The 17430-nt window shown below is 66.9% G+C and carries 16 protein-coding genes, 1 pseudogene and 1 riboswitch; of the genes and pseudogenes, 7 read left to right on the forward strand and 10 right to left on the reverse strand.

What is annotated here, in order from left to right:
- Positions 1 to 3: 3 nt before the first annotated feature.
- From ACQY9S_RS14825 to ACQY9S_RS14840, 4 genes are all read right to left on the reverse strand, one after another.
- Positions 4 to 597 (reverse strand): hypothetical protein, encoded by a 594-nt coding sequence (locus tag ACQY9S_RS14825; RefSeq protein WP_428420585.1) that lies wholly within the window; start codon positions 595 to 597, stop codon positions 4 to 6.
- A complete protein-coding gene (locus ACQY9S_RS14830) occupies positions 598 to 1230 on the reverse strand; it encodes a hypothetical protein (protein ID WP_428420586.1) in 633 nt (210 codons plus the stop codon).
- Positions 1231 to 1304: 74 nt separating this feature from the next.
- Positions 1305 to 1754: a DUF1801 domain-containing protein gene (locus ACQY9S_RS14835; protein ID WP_428425769.1), complete on the reverse strand. Its 450-nt coding sequence runs from the start codon at positions 1752 to 1754 to the stop codon at positions 1305 to 1307.
- Positions 1755 to 2286: 532 nt separating this feature from the next.
- On the reverse strand, positions 2287 to 2895 hold the full coding sequence (locus tag ACQY9S_RS14840) for a hypothetical protein (RefSeq protein WP_428420588.1): 609 nt from the start codon (positions 2893 to 2895) through the stop codon (positions 2287 to 2289).
- 140 nt (positions 2896 to 3035) lie between these two features.
- Between ACQY9S_RS14840 and ACQY9S_RS14845 the strand changes: the two are divergent.
- A pseudogene (locus ACQY9S_RS14845) lies at positions 3036 to 3742 on the forward strand (transposase).
- A gap of 464 nt (positions 3743 to 4206) precedes the next feature.
- Positions 4207 to 5301 (forward strand): IS5 family transposase, encoded by a 1095-nt coding sequence (locus ACQY9S_RS14850; RefSeq protein ID WP_428420589.1) that lies wholly within the window; start codon positions 4207 to 4209, stop codon positions 5299 to 5301.
- 186 nt (positions 5302 to 5487) lie between these two features.
- On the opposite strand, the gene ACQY9S_RS14855 is transcribed toward ACQY9S_RS14850, so the two are convergent.
- The 4 genes from ACQY9S_RS14855 to ACQY9S_RS14870 all read right to left on the reverse strand — a co-directional run bounded on the left by ACQY9S_RS14855 (position 5488) and on the right by ACQY9S_RS14870 (position 8581).
- A complete protein-coding gene (locus ACQY9S_RS14855; protein ID WP_428420590.1) occupies positions 5488 to 6021 on the reverse strand; it encodes a hypothetical protein in 534 nt (177 codons plus the stop codon).
- Positions 6022 to 6297: 276 nt separating this feature from the next.
- Entirely contained in the window at positions 6298 to 7653 is a 1356-nt protein-coding gene (locus ACQY9S_RS14860; protein WP_428420591.1) for an aspartate aminotransferase family protein, read from the reverse strand.
- 35 nt (positions 7654 to 7688) lie between these two features.
- The gene (locus ACQY9S_RS14865) at positions 7689 to 8009 is read right to left on the reverse strand and encodes an EthD family reductase (protein ID WP_428420592.1); all 321 of its coding nucleotides are present in this window, start codon (positions 8007 to 8009) and stop codon (positions 7689 to 7691) included.
- A 17-nt stretch (positions 8010 to 8026) separates the two neighbouring features.
- Positions 8027 to 8581: an amino acid synthesis family protein gene (locus ACQY9S_RS14870; RefSeq protein ID WP_428420593.1), complete on the reverse strand. Its 555-nt coding sequence runs from the start codon at positions 8579 to 8581 to the stop codon at positions 8027 to 8029.
- 111 nt (positions 8582 to 8692) lie between these two features.
- Between ACQY9S_RS14870 and ACQY9S_RS14875 the strand changes: the two genes are divergently transcribed.
- Positions 8693 to 9550 (forward strand): LysR substrate-binding domain-containing protein, encoded by an 858-nt coding sequence (locus ACQY9S_RS14875; protein ID WP_428420594.1) that lies wholly within the window; start codon positions 8693 to 8695, stop codon positions 9548 to 9550.
- Between the two features lie 13 nt (positions 9551 to 9563).
- On the opposite strand, the gene ACQY9S_RS14880 is transcribed toward ACQY9S_RS14875, so the two are convergent.
- Both ACQY9S_RS14880 and ACQY9S_RS14885 read right to left on the reverse strand, forming a co-directional pair.
- Positions 9564 to 10136 (reverse strand): TMEM165/GDT1 family protein, encoded by a 573-nt coding sequence (locus ACQY9S_RS14880; RefSeq protein WP_428420596.1) that lies wholly within the window; start codon positions 10134 to 10136, stop codon positions 9564 to 9566.
- A 3-nt stretch (positions 10137 to 10139) separates the two neighbouring features.
- A riboswitch (yybP-ykoY riboswitch) is annotated at positions 10140 to 10310 on the reverse strand.
- 25 nt (positions 10311 to 10335) lie between these two features.
- On the reverse strand, positions 10336 to 12372 hold the full coding sequence (locus tag ACQY9S_RS14885) for a sigma-54-dependent Fis family transcriptional regulator (protein WP_428420597.1): 2037 nt from the start codon (positions 12370 to 12372) through the stop codon (positions 10336 to 10338).
- A 427-nt stretch (positions 12373 to 12799) separates the two neighbouring features.
- Here ACQY9S_RS14885 and ACQY9S_RS14890 point away from each other — a divergent pair, with 427 nt between their 5' ends.
- The 4 genes from ACQY9S_RS14890 to aldA all read left to right on the forward strand — a co-directional run bounded on the left by ACQY9S_RS14890 (position 12800) and on the right by aldA (position 17306).
- Positions 12800 to 13426 (forward strand): ubiquinol-cytochrome c reductase iron-sulfur subunit, encoded by a 627-nt coding sequence (locus ACQY9S_RS14890; protein ID WP_428420599.1) that lies wholly within the window; start codon positions 12800 to 12802, stop codon positions 13424 to 13426.
- 88 nt (positions 13427 to 13514) lie between these two features.
- Positions 13515 to 15233, forward strand: a complete 1719-nt coding sequence (locus ACQY9S_RS14895) for a methanol/ethanol family PQQ-dependent dehydrogenase (protein WP_428420600.1) — start codon at positions 13515 to 13517, stop codon at positions 15231 to 15233.
- 94 nt (positions 15234 to 15327) lie between these two features.
- A complete protein-coding gene (locus ACQY9S_RS14900) occupies positions 15328 to 15798 on the forward strand; it encodes a DUF1097 domain-containing protein (protein WP_428420602.1) in 471 nt (156 codons plus the stop codon).
- A 68-nt stretch (positions 15799 to 15866) separates the two neighbouring features.
- A complete protein-coding gene (aldA, locus tag ACQY9S_RS14905) occupies positions 15867 to 17306 on the forward strand; it encodes an aldehyde dehydrogenase (protein ID WP_428420604.1) in 1440 nt (479 codons plus the stop codon).
- Positions 17307 to 17430 lie beyond the last annotated feature (124 nt).

Genomic DNA, 17430 nt, shown 5'->3' on the forward strand with positions numbered 1-17430 from the left:
GGGCTACTCCCGGTGCATGAGTGTGGCGCTCAAGGCGGCACTCATGTCCTGGTCGAGTGACTTGACGCCCTTGATGACGAAGATGCCACCGTTGCGCCAGGACGTGCGGGTATTGGCCAGCGATGCCGAAGTCCGAGGGTCGAGCACGTGCACGTCGATGAGGACCTCGGTGCCGCCTTCGACGATGACAGGCATGCCGACAGCGAGCCTCGGCCCCAGCTCGCGAACCACGATGAGCACCGCCCGCTCCGGCCTGAGCGGTGAAGTGGACGCCAGGCGCAGGAGATCCTCGTCGGTCGGTTGTGCCTCACCGGCCGGCAAGCGATGAACGCCCGTGACCGACAGGCAACTGGTGTGGGCGAGGAAGTCTTCAATGCCCCGGAGCGCGGCGGCTTCGCGGAGCGGCGGCTCCTTCTGGTCGGGGCGCCACTGCGGACCCCAGTAGACGACCGTGGTAAGCGCCGGAGCGCCGACCTGGCACAGGGGTTCCCTGAGGGGGGTGCCCGTGGTTTCAACCTTGGTCGACGCGCACCCCGCCAGAACGGAGAAGGCGGCAAGCGTTGCCAAGGCGAGGATGCGCTTGATCACCGTATCCATTCATACCGGGGTCGACGTCAAATCCTGAAACAGTGCCTCCAAAGCACGTTTGCTCTTGCCCCAATCGAATTTCTGCCCTTTGATTTTGGTGGCTGCGTCTACGCAAGTCGCGCGCTCATGGCGTCTGATGCTGACATAGAGTGTTCCTTCCCACGACCACATGTCCGAAGGCAGCGCTGCGTCCAGGAGGCAGCCGTCCTCGAATTGCTGTACGGCTCGCAATCCCTGTCCGTGGCGCGCGAGAGAACAGAGTGCAGCAACGATCGTCGTGCCTGGTGGATTCGATAGCGTGGCCGAGTGCTCCTTGCCCGTCGAGATTCCGAGCTGTGAAAACACCGGCAGAACTGCCGCACCGATTTTCTGGAAGGACAGAGGTCCGATGTTGACAAAGAGAGGGAGGATCTTGTCGGAAATGGAGAGAAAGTCTTCAGCAGACATCGCCTTCTTCGCCATGACTGCGTGCCGGCTGACGCGCTCACGGACCTCTGGCATGCGCAGAAGCGCTTCATACCGGATCTCCTGTGACCAGTCTGATTTCTGCGGCTCGGCAGGGCTTGATTGCGAGGACAAGCGCGAACCGCAGCTGAAACAGAAGTTTCCAGTTGCCTTGGTGCCGCAGTTCGAGCAAAACATCGCGTGTCGCCTCCTGTCTTGAAGTGCCTACGTTCGAGGTGAGCGGCAGCCAGCGGCGCTGCGACAAAGCCGGGTCACAACGACTTGCCGCGGGCCGAGGACATGTTTGTCGCCGCAGCGGCCCGAATGAGCGCCTTCAGAGCCTCTTCGTCAATCTGTGCGCCCTCATGGAAGTCGATAGCGCGTCGGACATTTCCTTCGAGACTTGAATTAAAGAGGCTCGAGGGATCGGCCAGCGAGGCTCCCTTGGCGAAGGTCATCTTCACTACCTTCTTGTATGCCTCGCCTGTGCAGATGATCCCGTTGTGTGACCAGACAGGAGTGTTCCACTTCCACTCCTCGGCTACTTCGGGGTCAGCTTCCTTGATCAGCGCGCGAAGTCGGGAGAGCACTTGGCCCCTCCAGTCGCCCAGCTCCTTGATTTTTGCGTCTATCAGCACAGCGGGAGACTCGGCTCTGCTTGCCCGGACCGCCTTCTTGGCAGATGCCTTCGCGGCGGGTGATTGGAGCTTGGTAGTTGGCATCGCTGTTTCCCGAGTGTCCACGTCCAGGCTGGCCAGGGCGCCGGAAGCGGGCTTTGTGCGGCCTACCGAGGTTGTAGAAATTCCATCCGTCGCAGTCTGCCCGTACGGCGCGGACGTTGCAAGGTATCGGCTGTCGCAACGACGATGCAAGACGATGGCGAACATGCTGCGCCCGATCAGGCCCAGGCGGTCGCAGGCCAGCAGCACGATCTTGAGCATGACGCGCGGGTCGCAGGCCGAGGCATCAGTCGCATCGTTGCGGAACTTGGCGTCCAGTGCCGTGAGGTCGGGTTCTTCGTCGACCAGGTGGTGCAGCGCGAACCCGAAGGTGCCGGGCTGGATCTGCTCGGCAAACACCACCGGCACGAAGATGCCGTTGCGCTGAACGGGCTTGTAACGTGCCATCGACCCCTCCTGCATATCTGCGACGAGGGTTCAACGACGCTGCGATCACGTCGCTCGTCAGCGCTATCTCGGATGCTTGGTCATCCAGTTATTGCACAGTCTCAGCGCTTGACGGAAATGTCGGGTATCACTGCGCGGGCGCCTTGATGTGACCCCGCCACAGCATCCAGGCCGCCAGGTAGCCCCACAACCCAAACAGGCGCTCGACTAACGTGACAAAGCTCAGATTTGCAGGAGCCGCGCCTTCTGCCGCTGACAGCATGGCACCCACGCCCAGCGCCGCGCCAAACCCGACGACAAGATGCCCCACGACGAGCGCAAGGATGGGGGCCAAGCTGGCCGCTACGCCAAGCGCGCCGACCATCTTGAGCGCACGCTGCCGGTGCAGAAACGCTACCGACCAGAGCAGCACGGCCACCAACAGAAACGCCGCGTACAGCAAGTAGTAGCGCCCGATGAGCTGAGAAGCCAGCCCCAATGTGATTTGAACCTTGGTGGCAGCCGCTATGGCAAAGAACACAAATCCCGCACGGTTCAACGGCCGCCTCAAACCCATTTCTTCGCAAAACGCCCACGCGGCGAATGCTGCAACCGCGAGTGTGATCAAGCGCAGTGGTGCCAGTGGAAGAGCGGTATGTGAAAGCAACAAGGTCATGAATGCTGCAACGCCAAGGCTGACAGCTCCAACTCTCGCATTCAACGACTCAGCATGGCTGCTCAGTATGGATGTGCTCATGCATTCCCCCTTTGGTTGTGAGATGCCCAACGAATGAAAGAGGCATCCCCGTCCCGAGCTGGCCGCGAAGCGGCGACCGGCAACGAAGCGCCGCGATGGGAAGTGCGAACTCTCATCAGCTCACTCGGAAGGGGAAGCCCATGGGCATTGTCCACGTCGGCATCGATCTCGCCAAGAACGTGTTTGCAGTTCATGGGGTGGATGGACGGGGCAAGCCTGTCGTGATGCGCCCGAGCATGCCGCGCGCCAAGCTACACGAGCTGATCGCCTCGCTGCCACCGTGCACGGTGGCGATGGAGGCCTGCTCGGGTGGCTACCACTGGGCGCGGCTGTTTGCCGCGCACGGCCACACCGTGCGCTTGATCGCCCCCAAGTTCGTCGCCCCCTACCGCATGAGCGGCGCGCGCAGCAAGAACGGCGCGGCCGATGCGGCGGCGATCTGTTGAGCGAGCTGCACCGGCTCGACGAGCGCATCGCGCAGTACGACGCGCATATCCAGACCATCGCGCGCGAGGACGAACGAGCGCGCCAGTTGATGCACCTGTCGCGGCCGGCAGTTCGCTGCCTGGCCAGGCTTGACGCCAGGGCAGTACAGCTCGGGCGGCAAGACGCGGCTGGTGCGCATCACCGAGGCCGGCGACGCGTACCTGCGCACGATGTTGATCCTAGAGGCCAGGGCGGTGCTGGCAGCAGCCAAGAACAAGACCGACGCGGTGAGCCGCTGAGCCGTCGCGCTCGAGCAGCGACGAGGCTACTGGAAGGCACCGTCGTTGCGATCGCAGCCAAGAACGCGCGCATGTGTTGGGCAATGCTGGCGCGCGGCGAGCAGTTCGAGTTGCCGGCGTAGACGACAACCAATACCCAATACCGCTGACCAAGAAGAAGACCACGACCGATTCTTTCCACCGCGTGATGCACCAGGCATTGATGAGCGAGGTTGGACCTGCGCAAGGTGTGCCTGATCAACTCAAGGCGGCAGCATGAGCTGTCCGCGGCTAACGAATGAGGCCCCGCGCGCGTCTTTCATCAGGGTCCGCAGCCACGCTCGGCAACGAGCAGCGCTGCATCGATGACCGGTTGTAGTTTGTCCGTCCGCACCTGGCTCGAAGAATCGACGCGACGCAGCGCGGTGAAGCGACAGAAGATGGAATCAGAAGTGATTCGAGCCGCTCGCGCGGCTCGGTAAATCTCTTTCGCTTGACAGATGGGGAAGTCCCTGTAAAGGGTTAGCAGGCTGTTGAAATACCCCCCTGAGCTTTGTCGTTTGAGCGAGCATGCGCGGCGGGGATAGCGAAGGAAGGGGCGTAGACGATGCGAGGCAGCGACAGCTACAACGAGAGCCTGTTCAGCACGATACGGCTCGAAGACTTCGTGCCGTCCGAGCATCCGCTGCGGCCGATCCGCCAGTGGGTCAACGATGCGCTGGCGCAGATGGACACCTGCTTCTCGGCGATGTACGAGGCCGACATCAAGGGCGGACGCCCGAGCATTGCGCCGGAGAAGCTCATGCGCGCGATGCTGCTGCAGGTGCTCTACAGCGTGCGCAGCGAGAGGCAGCTCGTCGAGCAGATCAACTACAACCTGCTGTTTCGCTGGTTCGTCGGCCTGTCCATCGATGATGCGGTGTGGAATCACTCGGTGTTCAGCAAGAACCGTGACCGCATCATCGAGCACGACGCGGTGACCACGCTGTTCAACGCCACGGTGGAGATGGCCCGGGCGCGCGGGTTGCTGTCGGGCGAACACTTCAGCGTCGACGGCACCCTGATCCAAGCTTGGGCCGGTCACAAGAGCCTGCGGCGCAAGGACGGCTCGGACGACGGACGCCCACCCGAAGACTGGCGTGGCGAGCCGCGCAGCAATGACACGCACGAATCCAAGACCGACCCCGAGGCTCGGCTGTACAGGAAGAGCAACGCCGCGCCGGCGCTGTTGAGCTATCTCGGACACGCGCTCACCGACAACCGCCACGGGCTGGTGGTCAACGCGCACGCCAGCCCGGCCAACAGCATGGCCGAGCGCGACAGCGCGGCGCGCATGCTCGAGGACGCCAGCAGAGACAGCCGCATCATCACCGTGGGCGCCGACAAGAACTACGACACGCGCGGCTTCGTGCAGGCCTGCCGCGACATCGGGGTCACGCCGCACGTGGCGCAGAACATCAAGCGCAACGGCGGCAGCGCCATCGACGGCAGGACCACCCGGCACCGCGGCTACGAGATCAGCCAGATCAAGCGCAAGTGCATCGAGCAGTGCTTCGGCTGGGGCAAGACGGTGGGTCCGATCCGCCAGGTGATGGTGCGCGGGCTGGACAAGGTCGATGCACTCTTCGCGTTGACGATGACGGCTTACAACCTCACGCGCATGCGCAGCTTGGCGCAGTTGCGCCCGCAGGCAGCGCAATGAACGGTGAGAAGGCCGCAATGCGTGCCCTGCGACGGCGTAATGCTGCGCAGAAAGCCTGCAGAGGCGCCGTCTCGACCGCCTCGCACACTGGATGAACGTCATCTCAACATCAATGATGAGAAAACTCGGCCTCAGAGCGAGTTCTTCAACAGCCTGTTAGGCAGCACTCGCCCAGCGAAAGCGTGGTTAGCGGCCATAGATGACCCTGGCCTTTTCGCGCGCAAGTTCCGCTGCACGCCGCGCTGCCGCGCGGCACTCTTGCTCGCTTCCGTTATCCTTGCAATCCTGATACGCCTCCTCACTGGCGATGCTTTGCAATCGTTGTGTGGACAGCATGTCTTTTCGGGTGCGCTCTTGCGGTGTCTCAGTGCATCGCTCGTAGTTTGCGGCAATGATGACAGCAGTGACCAAAAGAAATGCCTTGATCTTGAAGCGCCGCCACTTACGCTCGGCATCGTGATCTATAGGTGTTGTTTGAGATGTCGCAACCTCGGCAACCTGGGAGATGCTTGCAAGCGTTGCCGAAACGTGATCCTTCTGGGTTGGTAAATGGCTTTGAGCTGATGCGCTTTCATTTGAGGCCGTTCCGCCAATCTTGAAGCCGGTGATCGCCCATGCAACAAATGCCAAAAAGGCGCCGCAGATGGCCGCAAGCAGCGGATTGGGGCTGGTTAGCAGGCCAATAACTACTCCGAACAGTCCAGCAAGTAGGGGGAACATATGTATGCCTAGAAGCCGTGAAGTGTTTGGGCAGTACGGAGGCAACGTTGAATTGCGTGCTGCCTAGATTTAGACGCCGCGGACGTTAGCCGCACAGTGGGTCTAACGCAATCCCTTCGCCTGTTGATAGGTCCAGCTCACCACAGGAGAAAGACGCAGTTTTTCTGTTGAGCGCAGACTCAGGCGGCCTAAATGATCACGGCGTCGGGCAAGTACCCGACGCCATGGAAAGAATGAGCGCTGATCCAGTTGGCGCACCGCGCGCGGCGTGGTCGCCTACCCCGGCAACACCGCCCCCACCCCCTCGGCCACCGCCTCCACGATGCGGTCGATCGTGGCCTCGTCGCTCACCAGCGCGGGGCCCAGGTAGAGGGTGTCGCCGCGGCCGCGCGTGACCACGCCGCGCTGGCGCACCTGGGCCAGCACTTGCGGGCCCGTCTTGCGGGCGGGGTCGAACGGCTTCTTGGTGAATCGGTCTTCTACCAGCTCCACCGCGGCCATGAGGCCCAGGCCGCGGATGTCGCCCACGTTCGGGTGGCCGCCCAGCGCGCCGCGCAGGCCGCACAGCAGCCGCTCGCCCAGCACCTGTGCGCGCGCCAGCAGGCCTTCGCGTTCGATGACGTCCAGCGTGGCCAGCGCCACCGCGCAGGCCACCGGGTGGCCGCTGTAGGTGTAGCAGTGCATCCAGGGGTCGGCGCCCGGGCGGTCGAACACGGCGGCCACCTTGTCGGACAGGCCCACGCCGCCCATCGGCACGTAGCCGCTGGTGATGCCCTTGGCAAACTGCACCAGGTCGGGCTGCACGTCGCTGCCCCAGTGGCCCAGCGCAAAGAGCTTGCCGGTGCGGCCGAAGCCGGTGATGACTTCGTCGGTGGCAAACAGCACGTCGTAGCGGTCGCAGATCTCGCGGATGCGGCGGAAGTAGCCCGCCGGCGGCACGTGGGCGCCGCCGCCCATCACCGGCTCGGCAATGAACAGCGCCACGCTGTCGGGGCCCTCGGCCAGGATGGCGCGCTCCAGCTCGTCGGCCGCGGCGGTGGCCGGGTCGGCACCGGGCGGCACCACGCAGCGGTACACGTCGTGGTTGGGGATGTGCACGAAGCCCGGCATGCGCGGCTCGAAGGCCGGCCAGTAGGCCGGCATGCCGGTGGCGCACATGGCGGCGAGCGTCACGCCGTGGTAGCCGCCCAGCACGCTGATGGTCTTGTACTTGCCGGGCTTGCCTTGCGCCTTCCAGTAGTAGCGCGCGGTCTTGAGGGTGCTGTCGGTCGACTCGCCGCCGCCCGAGGTGAAGAAGAAGCGGTGCGTGTTGGGGTACACGCGGTCGGCGGCCAGCTTCTCGGCCAGCTCCATCGCGCGCAGGTTGGTGCTGCCGGCGTAGCCGGAGGCATAGGCCAGCTCGCCCATCTGCGCGGCGGCGGCGTCCACCAGTTCGCGGCGGCCGTAGCCCAGCGTCACGTTCCACAGGCCCGACATGGCGTCGATGTAGCGCTGGCCGTCGGCGTCGATCAGCGTGGTGCCCTCGCCCTTCACCCACACGTTGCCGGCCAGGTGGGCGGCCTCGTTGTGCAGCGAGTGCACGATGTGGCGGTGGTCGCGCTGCAGCAGCGCGGTGTTGAGGCTGTCGCCCATCGTCGTGCTCCGTGTCGAGCTGGGTGGGCCGGGGCTCAGACGCCGGTGTCGACCAGCGTGTGCTCGTCGACGAACAGGCGCTCGCGCCGCGACAGGTGCGCCGTGGAGTCGGCCGCCACCGCGCGGCCCTGCTTGGTGTCGTAGGCCGCCGCGAAGGCTTCCTGGCTGTCGAACCACAGCTCGGACACGCCGTCGATGGCGCCTTCGCCGTCGGCCGTTACCAGGTTGAAGCGCAGGCCGCGCAGGCCGGGCAGCTGGCGCGCCAGCGCGGCGTGCTGGCCCAGCCACCACGAGGCGAAGTCCTGCGCGCTCATGTCGTCGCGCCGCTTCAGGAGGACGATCGCTTTGAAGAACATGGCTGTCTCCTTTGTCTTCATGCGGGCTTCTTCACCCGGTGCAGCGGCCGCCCGCCGATCGCCAGCACCAGCGCGATCAGCATCTCGTCCGGGCGCGGTGCGTCGGCGATCGCGATCTCCGCAGCGTCCATGTCGTCGAAGTTCCAGATGCTGTTCTTGTTGGTCACCGGCATCACGATCAGCGCGCCCGGCCCGCCCATCTTCTTGGTGCCGGGAATGATGTCGTCGCCCTTGTGCACGGCCTTGCGCACCGGCGCGCCGAACTTGGGGTGCAAGATGGCCGCGGCATGCTCGATCTCGCCGTCCAGGCCCACGATGGCGCCCTTGCCGTAGGCCTGCACCTCGTCGGGCGCCACGCCCAGCGCCTGCACGCCGCGGCGGGCCAGCAGCTCGCCCACCTCGGCGCCCAGGTCGTACAGCGGCGCCAGGTCTTCCACGTAGCGGCCGGCGCAGGGGTTCTGGATGACCGCCGCCACGGTGACCTTGCGGGACGGCGGGCTGACCGGGCGGCCCATCTCGGTGTGGGTTTCCTCGAGCTGGACCACCAGCTTGCGCAGTTGCAGCAAAGACATCGTGGGGCTTGCGGAGAGCGGGGGATCAACCCACTCTAGGCTGCCCGGGAACACGCGAATATCGAAACTTCGTGGCGTGACGATTCACGTTCCGTAAACTGTTGCTTCATCATGGTTCTGGACATCGAGCAGCTGCGCACCCTGGTGGCCTTTGCCGACGCCGGCAGCTGCAAGGGCGCCGCCCACCTGGTGCACAAGACGCCCTCGGCGGTGAGCGTGCACCTGGCCAAGCTGGCGGCTTCCCTGGAGCGCGTGCTGCTGCAGCGCGAGGGCCGGCGCCTGGTGCTCACGCACGACGGCACCGAGCTCGTGCGCTACGCGCGGCGCATGCTGGCGCTGCAGAGCGAGGCGCTGGCGCACTTTCGTGCGCCCGAGTTCGGCGGCGCGCTGTGCGTGGGCCTGCCCGACGACTACATCCCGGTGCTGATGGCGCCGCTGCTGGCCGCACTGGCGCGGCTGGCGCCGCGGGCGCATGTGGAGGTGCTGTGCGCGCCGAGCGCCGAGTTGCGGCCGCTGCTGGCCGACGGCCAGCTCGACCTGGCCATCCTGTCGGCCGAGACCGACACCCAGGAGGGCCTGGTGCTGCGCACCGAGCGCGTGGTGTGGACGGCATCGAGCCAGCACGACGTGGCCAAGCTCGACTGCCTGCCGCTGGCGCTGTTCCCCGACGGCTGCATCTTCCGCAAGTGGGCGCTGGCGCAGCTGCGCAAGCGGCGGCGCGAGCACCGCATCGTCTGCACCAGCCGCAGCATGGCGGCCATCCAGGCGGCGGTGCGCGCCGGCTTCGCGGTGTCGGTGGTGGCCGAGAGCTGCGTGCCACCCGGCGCGGTGGTGCTGACGCCGCAGCAGGGCTTTCCGGCGCTGCCGGCGGTGACGATCATCCTGGCCGCCTCGCCGGCCGCCGACGCGGCGCTGGTGCAGCGCCTGGGTGAGCAGATGCGCGCGCCGCTGCGGCAGCTGCGCGCCTAGCGCCGTGCCGTCATCAAAATAGCTTGCCCACGTTGAACAGCGTCAGCACGCCCAGCACCGCGAACAGCAGCGCCGCGATGCCGTGCACCAGTTGCATCGAGACCTTCTTCGCCACGGCGTCGCCGAGCAGCACCACCGGCACGTTGGCCAGCATCATGCCCAGCGTGGTGCCGGTGACGACGGCGAGCAGGTCGCTGTAGCGCGCGGCGAGCGCCACGGTGGCGATCTGCGTCTTGTCGCCCATCTCGGCGAGGAAGAAGGCCAGCACGGTGGTGCCGAACACGCCGAAGCGCTGGCGGCCGCCACCGGCTTCGCCCTCCATCTTGTCGGGCACCAGCATCCACGCGGCCATCGCGAGGAAGGAGCCCCCGATCACCCAGCGCAGCAGGTCGGGCCCCAGCGCGCGGGCGATCCAGCCGCCGACCGCGGCGGCGCCGGCATGGTTGATCAGCGTGGCGACCAGGATGCCCAGCACGATGGGCACGGGCCGGCGAAAGCGCGCCGCCAGCAGCAGGGCCAGCAGCTGCGTCTTGTCGCCCATTTCACCGAGGGCGACGACGCCGGTCGAGACGAGAAAAGCTTCCATGTGATTCACCGGGGCCGGGAGACGCAATGACCACACGGCCTCTGCGGCCCATGCCGAAGCGGTGCGGTCAAAGGTCTTGCCAGGCTGGAAGCTGCTCGCACCACGGCCTGCGGGCCAAGTGTGTTGACGCGAGCCCCTGCGGCTGCAGGGCGGCTACTCCCCAATGACGGGTACGCAGCGATTCTAGGGTCTGGGGACCCTAGCGGTCGGCGGGCAGCGCAGCCTGCGTCGGCGAGACGATGCCGAAGCGCTTCATCTGCCGGTAGATGGTGGTGCGGTTCTGCCCGGCCTGCGCGGCCACGGCGGTGATGTTCCAGCGGTGCTTGTGCAGGGCGGCGAGCAGCCGCTCGGCCTCGGGGGGGCGCGACGCCGCACGGCCGTCACCCTGCGCTGCGGCGCTGCGGGCGTGCGGCGCGGGCAACGCCGGCATGCTGCCCGTCGGCGCCACGCCGGCAGGCTGCGCCGACGGCGCGGTGATCTCCGGCGGCAGGTGCTCCGGATAGATGCCTTCGCCGTCGGACAGCGCGAGGCCGAAGCGCAGCACATTGCGCAGCTGCCGCACATTGCCGGGCCATTCATAGCGCTCCAGCAGCTCCAGCGCTTCGTCGGCGATGCAGGCGCGGGTGTCGAGCTGCTCGGCCTCCTCGCGCAGGATGAGGTCGATCAGGTAGCCGAGGTCGCGGCGGTCGCGCAGCGCGGGCAGCGGCAGCGTGGCGCCGCACAGCCGGTAGTACAGGTCTTCGCGGAAGCTGCCGGCGGCGATGAGCTGGCGCAGGTCGCGGTGCGACGCGGCGATGACGGTCAGCTCCACGCGAATCGGCCGGTCGGCGCCGAGCGGCAGCACCTCGTGCTCGGACAGCACGCGCAGCAGGCGGGTCTGCAGGTGCAGCGGCATGTCGCCGATCTCGTCGAGGAACAGCGTGCCGCCGTGCGACTGCAGGATCAGGCCCTTCATGCCGCGGCTGCGTGCGCCGGTGAAGGTGCCGGCGGTGTAGCCGAACAGCTCGCTCTCGATCAGCGACTCGGGGATCGACGCGCAGTTGACGGCGACGAAGGGCTTGTCGCCGCGCGTGCTCGATTCGTGCAGCGCCTTCGCGAACACTTCCTTGCCGGTGCCGGTCTCGCCCTGGATCAGGATGTTGATGCGCTTGTTGGCCAGGCGGCGCGCCTGGTCCTGCAGCGCGCGCATCTGCTTGTCGTCGCCGGCCAGGCGCTCGAGCGCCGGACTGGCCGGGGCGAGCGCGGGCACGTCCGTCACGTCGCGGTGACCCTGCATCGACGACAGGCTGCGCATGCGCGGCGCGACCACGCTGCCGAAGTAGCTTTGATGGTCGAAGGCGGACAGCAACGCGCGGTCCATCACGTTGGACGAACGCGCGAGGCGCCAGATGTCGTCCATCGAGCAGCGGAACACGTCGGTCAGGTGGCGCCCTTCGATGGCCTCGTCGCCGGTCTGCAGCGCCAGGCCGCGCAGCCACTTGCGCGCGCCGGTGCTGGCGCCGGCCAGCACGCCGTCGCTGTCGAAGGCCAGCATCATGTCGCCCAGCACGTCGACCAGCGCCCAGCTGGTAGCCAGCCGCAGGATCCAGTGGTCGCGGAAGTGGCGCACGAAGTTGGCGTCCTCGATCATCTGGCCGTACAGCGTGGTGAGGTGCAGCGCGAGGTGCTGGCTCTCGCGGGCGTTGGGCATCGCGAGCGCCGACACGTCGAGGATGCCCATCAGCTTGCCGTCGGGATGGAACAGCGGCGCGGTGTTGCAGCTCAGGCCGACGTTGCCGGTGTAGAAGTGGTCGTCGCGGTGGCAGGTGAGCGCGGCCTGCTCGAAGATGCAGGTGCCGATGCCGTTGGTGCCGGCGATCTCTTCCTTCCAGTTGGCACCGAGGTAGAGCCCGGCGCGCTGCGCGTCCTTGCCCCAGGAGTCGTTGCCGATGTAGTCGACGGTCACGCCGTCGGCGTCGGTCAGCAGCAGCACATAGCCGAGATCGGACACGCGCTTGAACAGCTGCTCCATGCCGCCGCGCGCGACCTGCAGGTACTCCTCGATGCGCTCGCGCGACTCGCGCAGCCGTGTCGAGCTCTCGACGCGCAGACCGAAGGACTGCTCGGGGTCGAGGCCGTGCGTGTTGACGCAGCGGTGCCAGGAGCGATGGATCAGGCTGTCGGGCGTGCCGGCCTGGGGTGCAGTGCCCGACGCGATCCGGCGGATCGCGTCCACGTGTTGATGGGACAGGTTCAAGACAGCTGCTCCTTTGAGGTCGGCGCGGCGAAGGGTGTCTCGCCGTGCGGGGAGCCCCTCGGCTCCGATGCGCGCGCTGCCTCGTGAAGGGCCGGGCCCTCCGCGGATCGATGCGGCACTGGTGGCCCGCGCCGGGGTCTTGCTGCGCGAGCGCGACTCTAAGCGAAGCGCGCGCTTTCGTGTGTCGGTATCGGCCCGCAGCGCCGCACGCGGCGCGGCGCCGGCGCATCACCCGAGGCCTCACCTGTGGCCTCGTGCGCCTCACCTGTCCACACGCGCCGCATCACTCGCACTTACCCGAATGCGATGCCGCAAGTGCTTGATTCGCATGAAAAAACCCGTCGATGCGGCGGCGCGGCATGCGGCCCGTTGGTGATGGCATGTGGATTGCAAAAAGCCCTCGCCACCGAACCCCGACGAAGCCGCCATGAACGAGAAAGAGATGATCCCCGGCGCGACGACCGCGTCCTCGTCCGCCGCCGCGTGCCCGGGGCGCCGCGAGGCGCTGAAACTTTGCGCCGGTGCCTGCATCGGCTTCGGCCTCGATGCTGCCGGCCTGAACCGCGCGCTGGCCGACGAGCCCACCGAACAGCGCCCGACGAAGGGCGACCGATTGGTGGTCGTCGGTGCCGACGGCGCGCCGAAGCCGCTGGCCGCAACCGACGTGAAGCTCGGCGAGAAGCCGTTGTTCGCGTTTCCGTACGACGCCGACCAGAAGCTGGTGCGCGACGGCTCGCGCCTGAACAAGGTGCTGCTGATCCGCCTCGACCCAGGCTCGCTGGACGAGGCCACGCGCGCCCGTTCGGCCGACGGCGTGCTCGCCTTCTCGGCCGTGTGCACCCACCAGGGCTGCGACGTCAGCGAGTGGGTGCCCGAGAGCAAGACGCTGCTGTGCTTCTGCCACTTCTCGCGCTTCGACCCCTGCCGCTCGGGCCAGGTGATGGCCGGCCCGGCACCGCGCAGCCTGCCGCACCTGCCGGTCGCGGTCGAGCGCGGCGAGCTGGCGGTCACCGCGCCCTTCAGCGCGAGCCCGGGCGCCAAGCAATCCAGCTGAATTCCACCCCCGAGGAGATCGCAAGACCGACCGGGCCGCCGCGCCGAAGACACCGCCACCGCACCACAACCACTACAGAGGAGACCCCATGAAACTTGCACTGACCCCACTGGCTGCCTGCCTGATGCTCGCACCGCTCGCTGCACTGGCCGAGCTGCCTGCCTACGCACCGGTCACCGACGCGCGGCTCGCGAACCCCGAGGCCAGGAACTGGCTGATGTACCGCGGCAACTACGCCGGCTGGGGCTACAGCCCGCTGGAGAAGATCACCGACAAGAACGTGTCGAAGCTGACGCTGGCCTGGTCCTACGTGACCGGCATGACCGAAGGTCACCAGGCGCCGCCGATCGTCAACAACGGCTACATGTACGTCTCGACGCCGAACAACCAGGTGATCGCGTTCGAGGCCAAGAGCGGCCGCGAACTGTGGCGCTACAAGAAGCAGATCCCCGAGGAGCTGCAGCAGCTGCACCCGACCAACCGCGGCGTCGCGCTCTACAACGACAAGCTCTATTTCGCGACCACCGATGCGATGGTGGTGGCGCTCGATCCCGTCACCGGCAAGGAGCTCTGGAAGACCGCGATCGGCGACTGGAAGGCCGGCTACTACTCGACGCTGGCACCGCTGGTGGCCAATGGCAAGGTGGTGGTGGGCGTGTCCGGTGGCGAGTACGGCGTGCGCGGCTACGTGATCGCCGTCGACGCCGAGACCGGCAAGGAAGTGTGGCGCACCTACACGATCCCCGCGCCGGGCGAGCCCGGTGGCGACACCTGGCCGGGCGAGACCTACAAGACCGGCGGCGGCTCGGTGTGGATCACCGGCACCTACGATGCCGAGACCAGGCTGTCGTACTGGGGCACCGGCAACGCCGCGCCCTGGATGCCCGACACGCGCCAGGGCGACAACCTGTTCGCCAATTCGACGCTCGCGCTCGACATCGACACCGGCAAGATGAAGGGCTATCACCAGTACCACTGGAACGACGCCTGGGACTGGGACGAAGTGTCGGCACCGCTGCTGATCGACGTCGAACGCAACGGCAAGAAGGTGAAGTCGCTGGTCCACGCCGGCCGCAACGGCTACGTGTGGCAACTCGAACGCACCAGCGGCAAGATCAACTTCGTCGATGCCTGGCCGTACGTGAAGCAGAACGTGTTCAAGTCGGTCGACCCGAAGACGGGCCGCCCGACCTACGACCAGACGAAGGTGCCGGGCACCGGCAAGACGGTCGGCTTCTGTCCTTCGCTGTGGGGCGGCAAGGACTGGTTCCCCGAGGCCTACAGCCCGAAGACCGGCATGTTCTACATCCCGGCGAACAACAACCTGTGCTCGGAGATGACCGGCGAGGCCGTCAAGTACAAGAAGGGTGACCTCTACATCGGGGTGGCGCTCGACAACATCCTGACCAATGTGCGCATGACCGACGAGTCGAAGAAGCACATCGGCGAAGTGCAGGCATGGAGCCTCACCGACAAGAAGAAGGTCTGGACGCACACCTACCCGGAGATGAACTGGGGGCCGCTGATGGCGACCGCCGGCAACCTGGTGTTCGGTGGCGGCACGAATGACCGCATGTTCCATGCGTTCAACGCGAGCACCGGCAAGCTGCTGTGGGAGTACCCGGCCAGCTCGGGCGTGACCGGCGTGCCCTCGTCCTTCGAGGTCGACGGCGAGCAGTACATCGCCGTGCAGTCGGGCTGGGGTGTCGACGCCGAACGCATGCAGGGCGCCTTCAACGCGGTGCTCAAGCACAAGACCTTCGTGCCGCAGGGCGGCACGGTGCTGGTCTTCAAGCTGGGCAAGTAAGCCCGCCCCGTTCGATCCCTGCCGGCGGCGGACCACGAGGTCCGCCGCCGCTGGGTGACTCGTCCCTCAAAAACACGCAAGGAGACAAGACATCATGAAACTGCTGCACGCGCTCGCCCTCAGCATCGCCGCCCTCGTCGGCCTGTGGGTCTACCTCAGCATCGGCCGGCCCGAGCTGCGCTTCAACCCGTGGATCGGCTTCGTCGCCTGGGCCGCGTTCTTCGCCGCCGGCGGCGGCACGCAGGGCGCCTACAAGTCGGTGGCCGGCGGCATCGCCGCGATCCTGCTGACGGCCGGCACGATGGCCGCCGTCACCGCGCTCGGCGGCGGACTGCCCTGGATGATCGGCCTGGTCGCGGTGCTCGCCTTCGTGCTGGTGGCGATGGCCGACATCCCGGCGCTGGCCTACACGCCGGCCGCCTTCCTGGGCGCCGCGTCCTTCTTCGGCGCCGGCGGCAAGGCCGACGAAACCATCCTGCTCGTCTCGATCACCTGGCTCGCCGGCGTGGCCTTCGGCTTCGCGTCCGAGCTGATGGGCAAACGCTTCGCCCGGCCCGCGACCTGAGCGAGCGGCAGCCCCTCTTGACTTTGCGTCAGCGCTCACCTCCCCCACCCCAGAAGGACAACACCACCATGGTCACCGAATACAGAAACTACATCGACGGCGAGTTCCTGGCCAACCGCTCGGGTGCCCTGATCGACGTCCGCAACCCGGCCACCCACGAGTTGCTTGCGCACGTGCCCGATGCCCCGAACGACGTGGTCGACCAGGCCGTGCAAGCGGCGCGCGCTGCCCAGCCGGCCTGGGCGAAGCTGCCGGCGATCCAGCGCGCCCAGCACCTGCGCGCCATTGCAGCCAAGCTGCGCGAGAACGTCGAGGAGCTGGCGCACACCATCACGTCCGAGCAGGGCAAGGTGCTGGGGCTGGCGCGCGTCGAGGTGAACTTCACCGCCGACTACATGGACTACATGGCCGAGTGGGCACGCCGCCTCGAGGGCGAGGTGCTGACCAGCGACCGCGTCGGCGAGAGCATCTTCCTGATGCGCAAGCCGATCGGCGTGGCCGCCGGCATCCTGCCGTGGAACTTCCCGTTCTTCCTGATCGCGCGCAAGCTGGCACCGGCGCTGATCACCGGCAACACCATCGTGATCAAGCCGAGCGAGATCACGCCGATCAACGCCTTCGAGTTCGCGCGCCTGGCGTCGCAGACCGACCTGCCGCGCGGCGTGTTCAACCTGGTCGGCGGCACCGGCGCCGGTGCCGGTGCGCAGCTCACCTCGCACCGTGACGTGGGCATCGTGTCGTTCACCGGCAGCGTCGAGACCGGCATCCGCATCATGGCGGCGGCGTCGAAGAACCTGACGCGCGTGAACCTCGAACTCGGCGGCAAGGCGCCGGCCATCGTGCTGGCCGATGCGGACCTCGACCTGGCCGTGAAGGCCATCTACGACTCGCGCGTCATCAACACCGGCCAGGTGTGCAACTGCGCCGAGCGCGTGTACGTGCAGCGCAAGGTGGCCGACGAGTTCACCAGCAAGATCGCCGCGCGCATGGCCGGCACGCTGTACGGCGACCCGCTGGCCCAGCCCGACGTGGCGATGGGCCCGCTGGTCAGCCAGGCCGGCCTCGACAAGGTAGCGGGCATGGTGGACCGCGCCCGCGCGGCCGGCGCCAGCATCGTTCAGGGCGGCCAGAAGGCCCACCGCGACAAGGGCTTCCACTACGAGCCCACCGTCATCGCGAACTGCAAGGCCGACATGGAAATCATGCGCAAAGAGATCTTCGGTCCGGTGCTGCCGATCCAGGTGGTCGACGAGCTCGACGAGGCGATCGCGCTGTCGAACGACTCCGACTACGGCCTGACCTCGTCGATCTTCACGCGCGACCTGAACTCGGCGATGCGCGCGGTGCGCGACCTGCAGTTCGGCGAGACCTACGTGAACCGCGAGCACTTCGAGGCGATGCAGGGCTTCCACGCCGGGCGCAAGAAGTCGGGCATCGGCGGGGCCGACGGCAAGCACGGCCTGTACGAGTTCACCGAGACCCACGTGGTCTACATCCAGCACGGCTGAGTTTCGTCATCGTGTCGCCACGCAGCGACGCTTGAGCCCGCTCCGCCCCGCGGGGCGGGCCTCTTTTCCGATCTGACACCCGACGGTCCCGGCGCGTCTCGCGCCGGCGCCCGGCCGCGTTCAG

The sequence above is a fragment of the Methylibium sp. genome, assembly GCF_965279545.1.
Lineage (GTDB): Bacteria > Pseudomonadota > Gammaproteobacteria > Burkholderiales > Burkholderiaceae_C > Methylibium.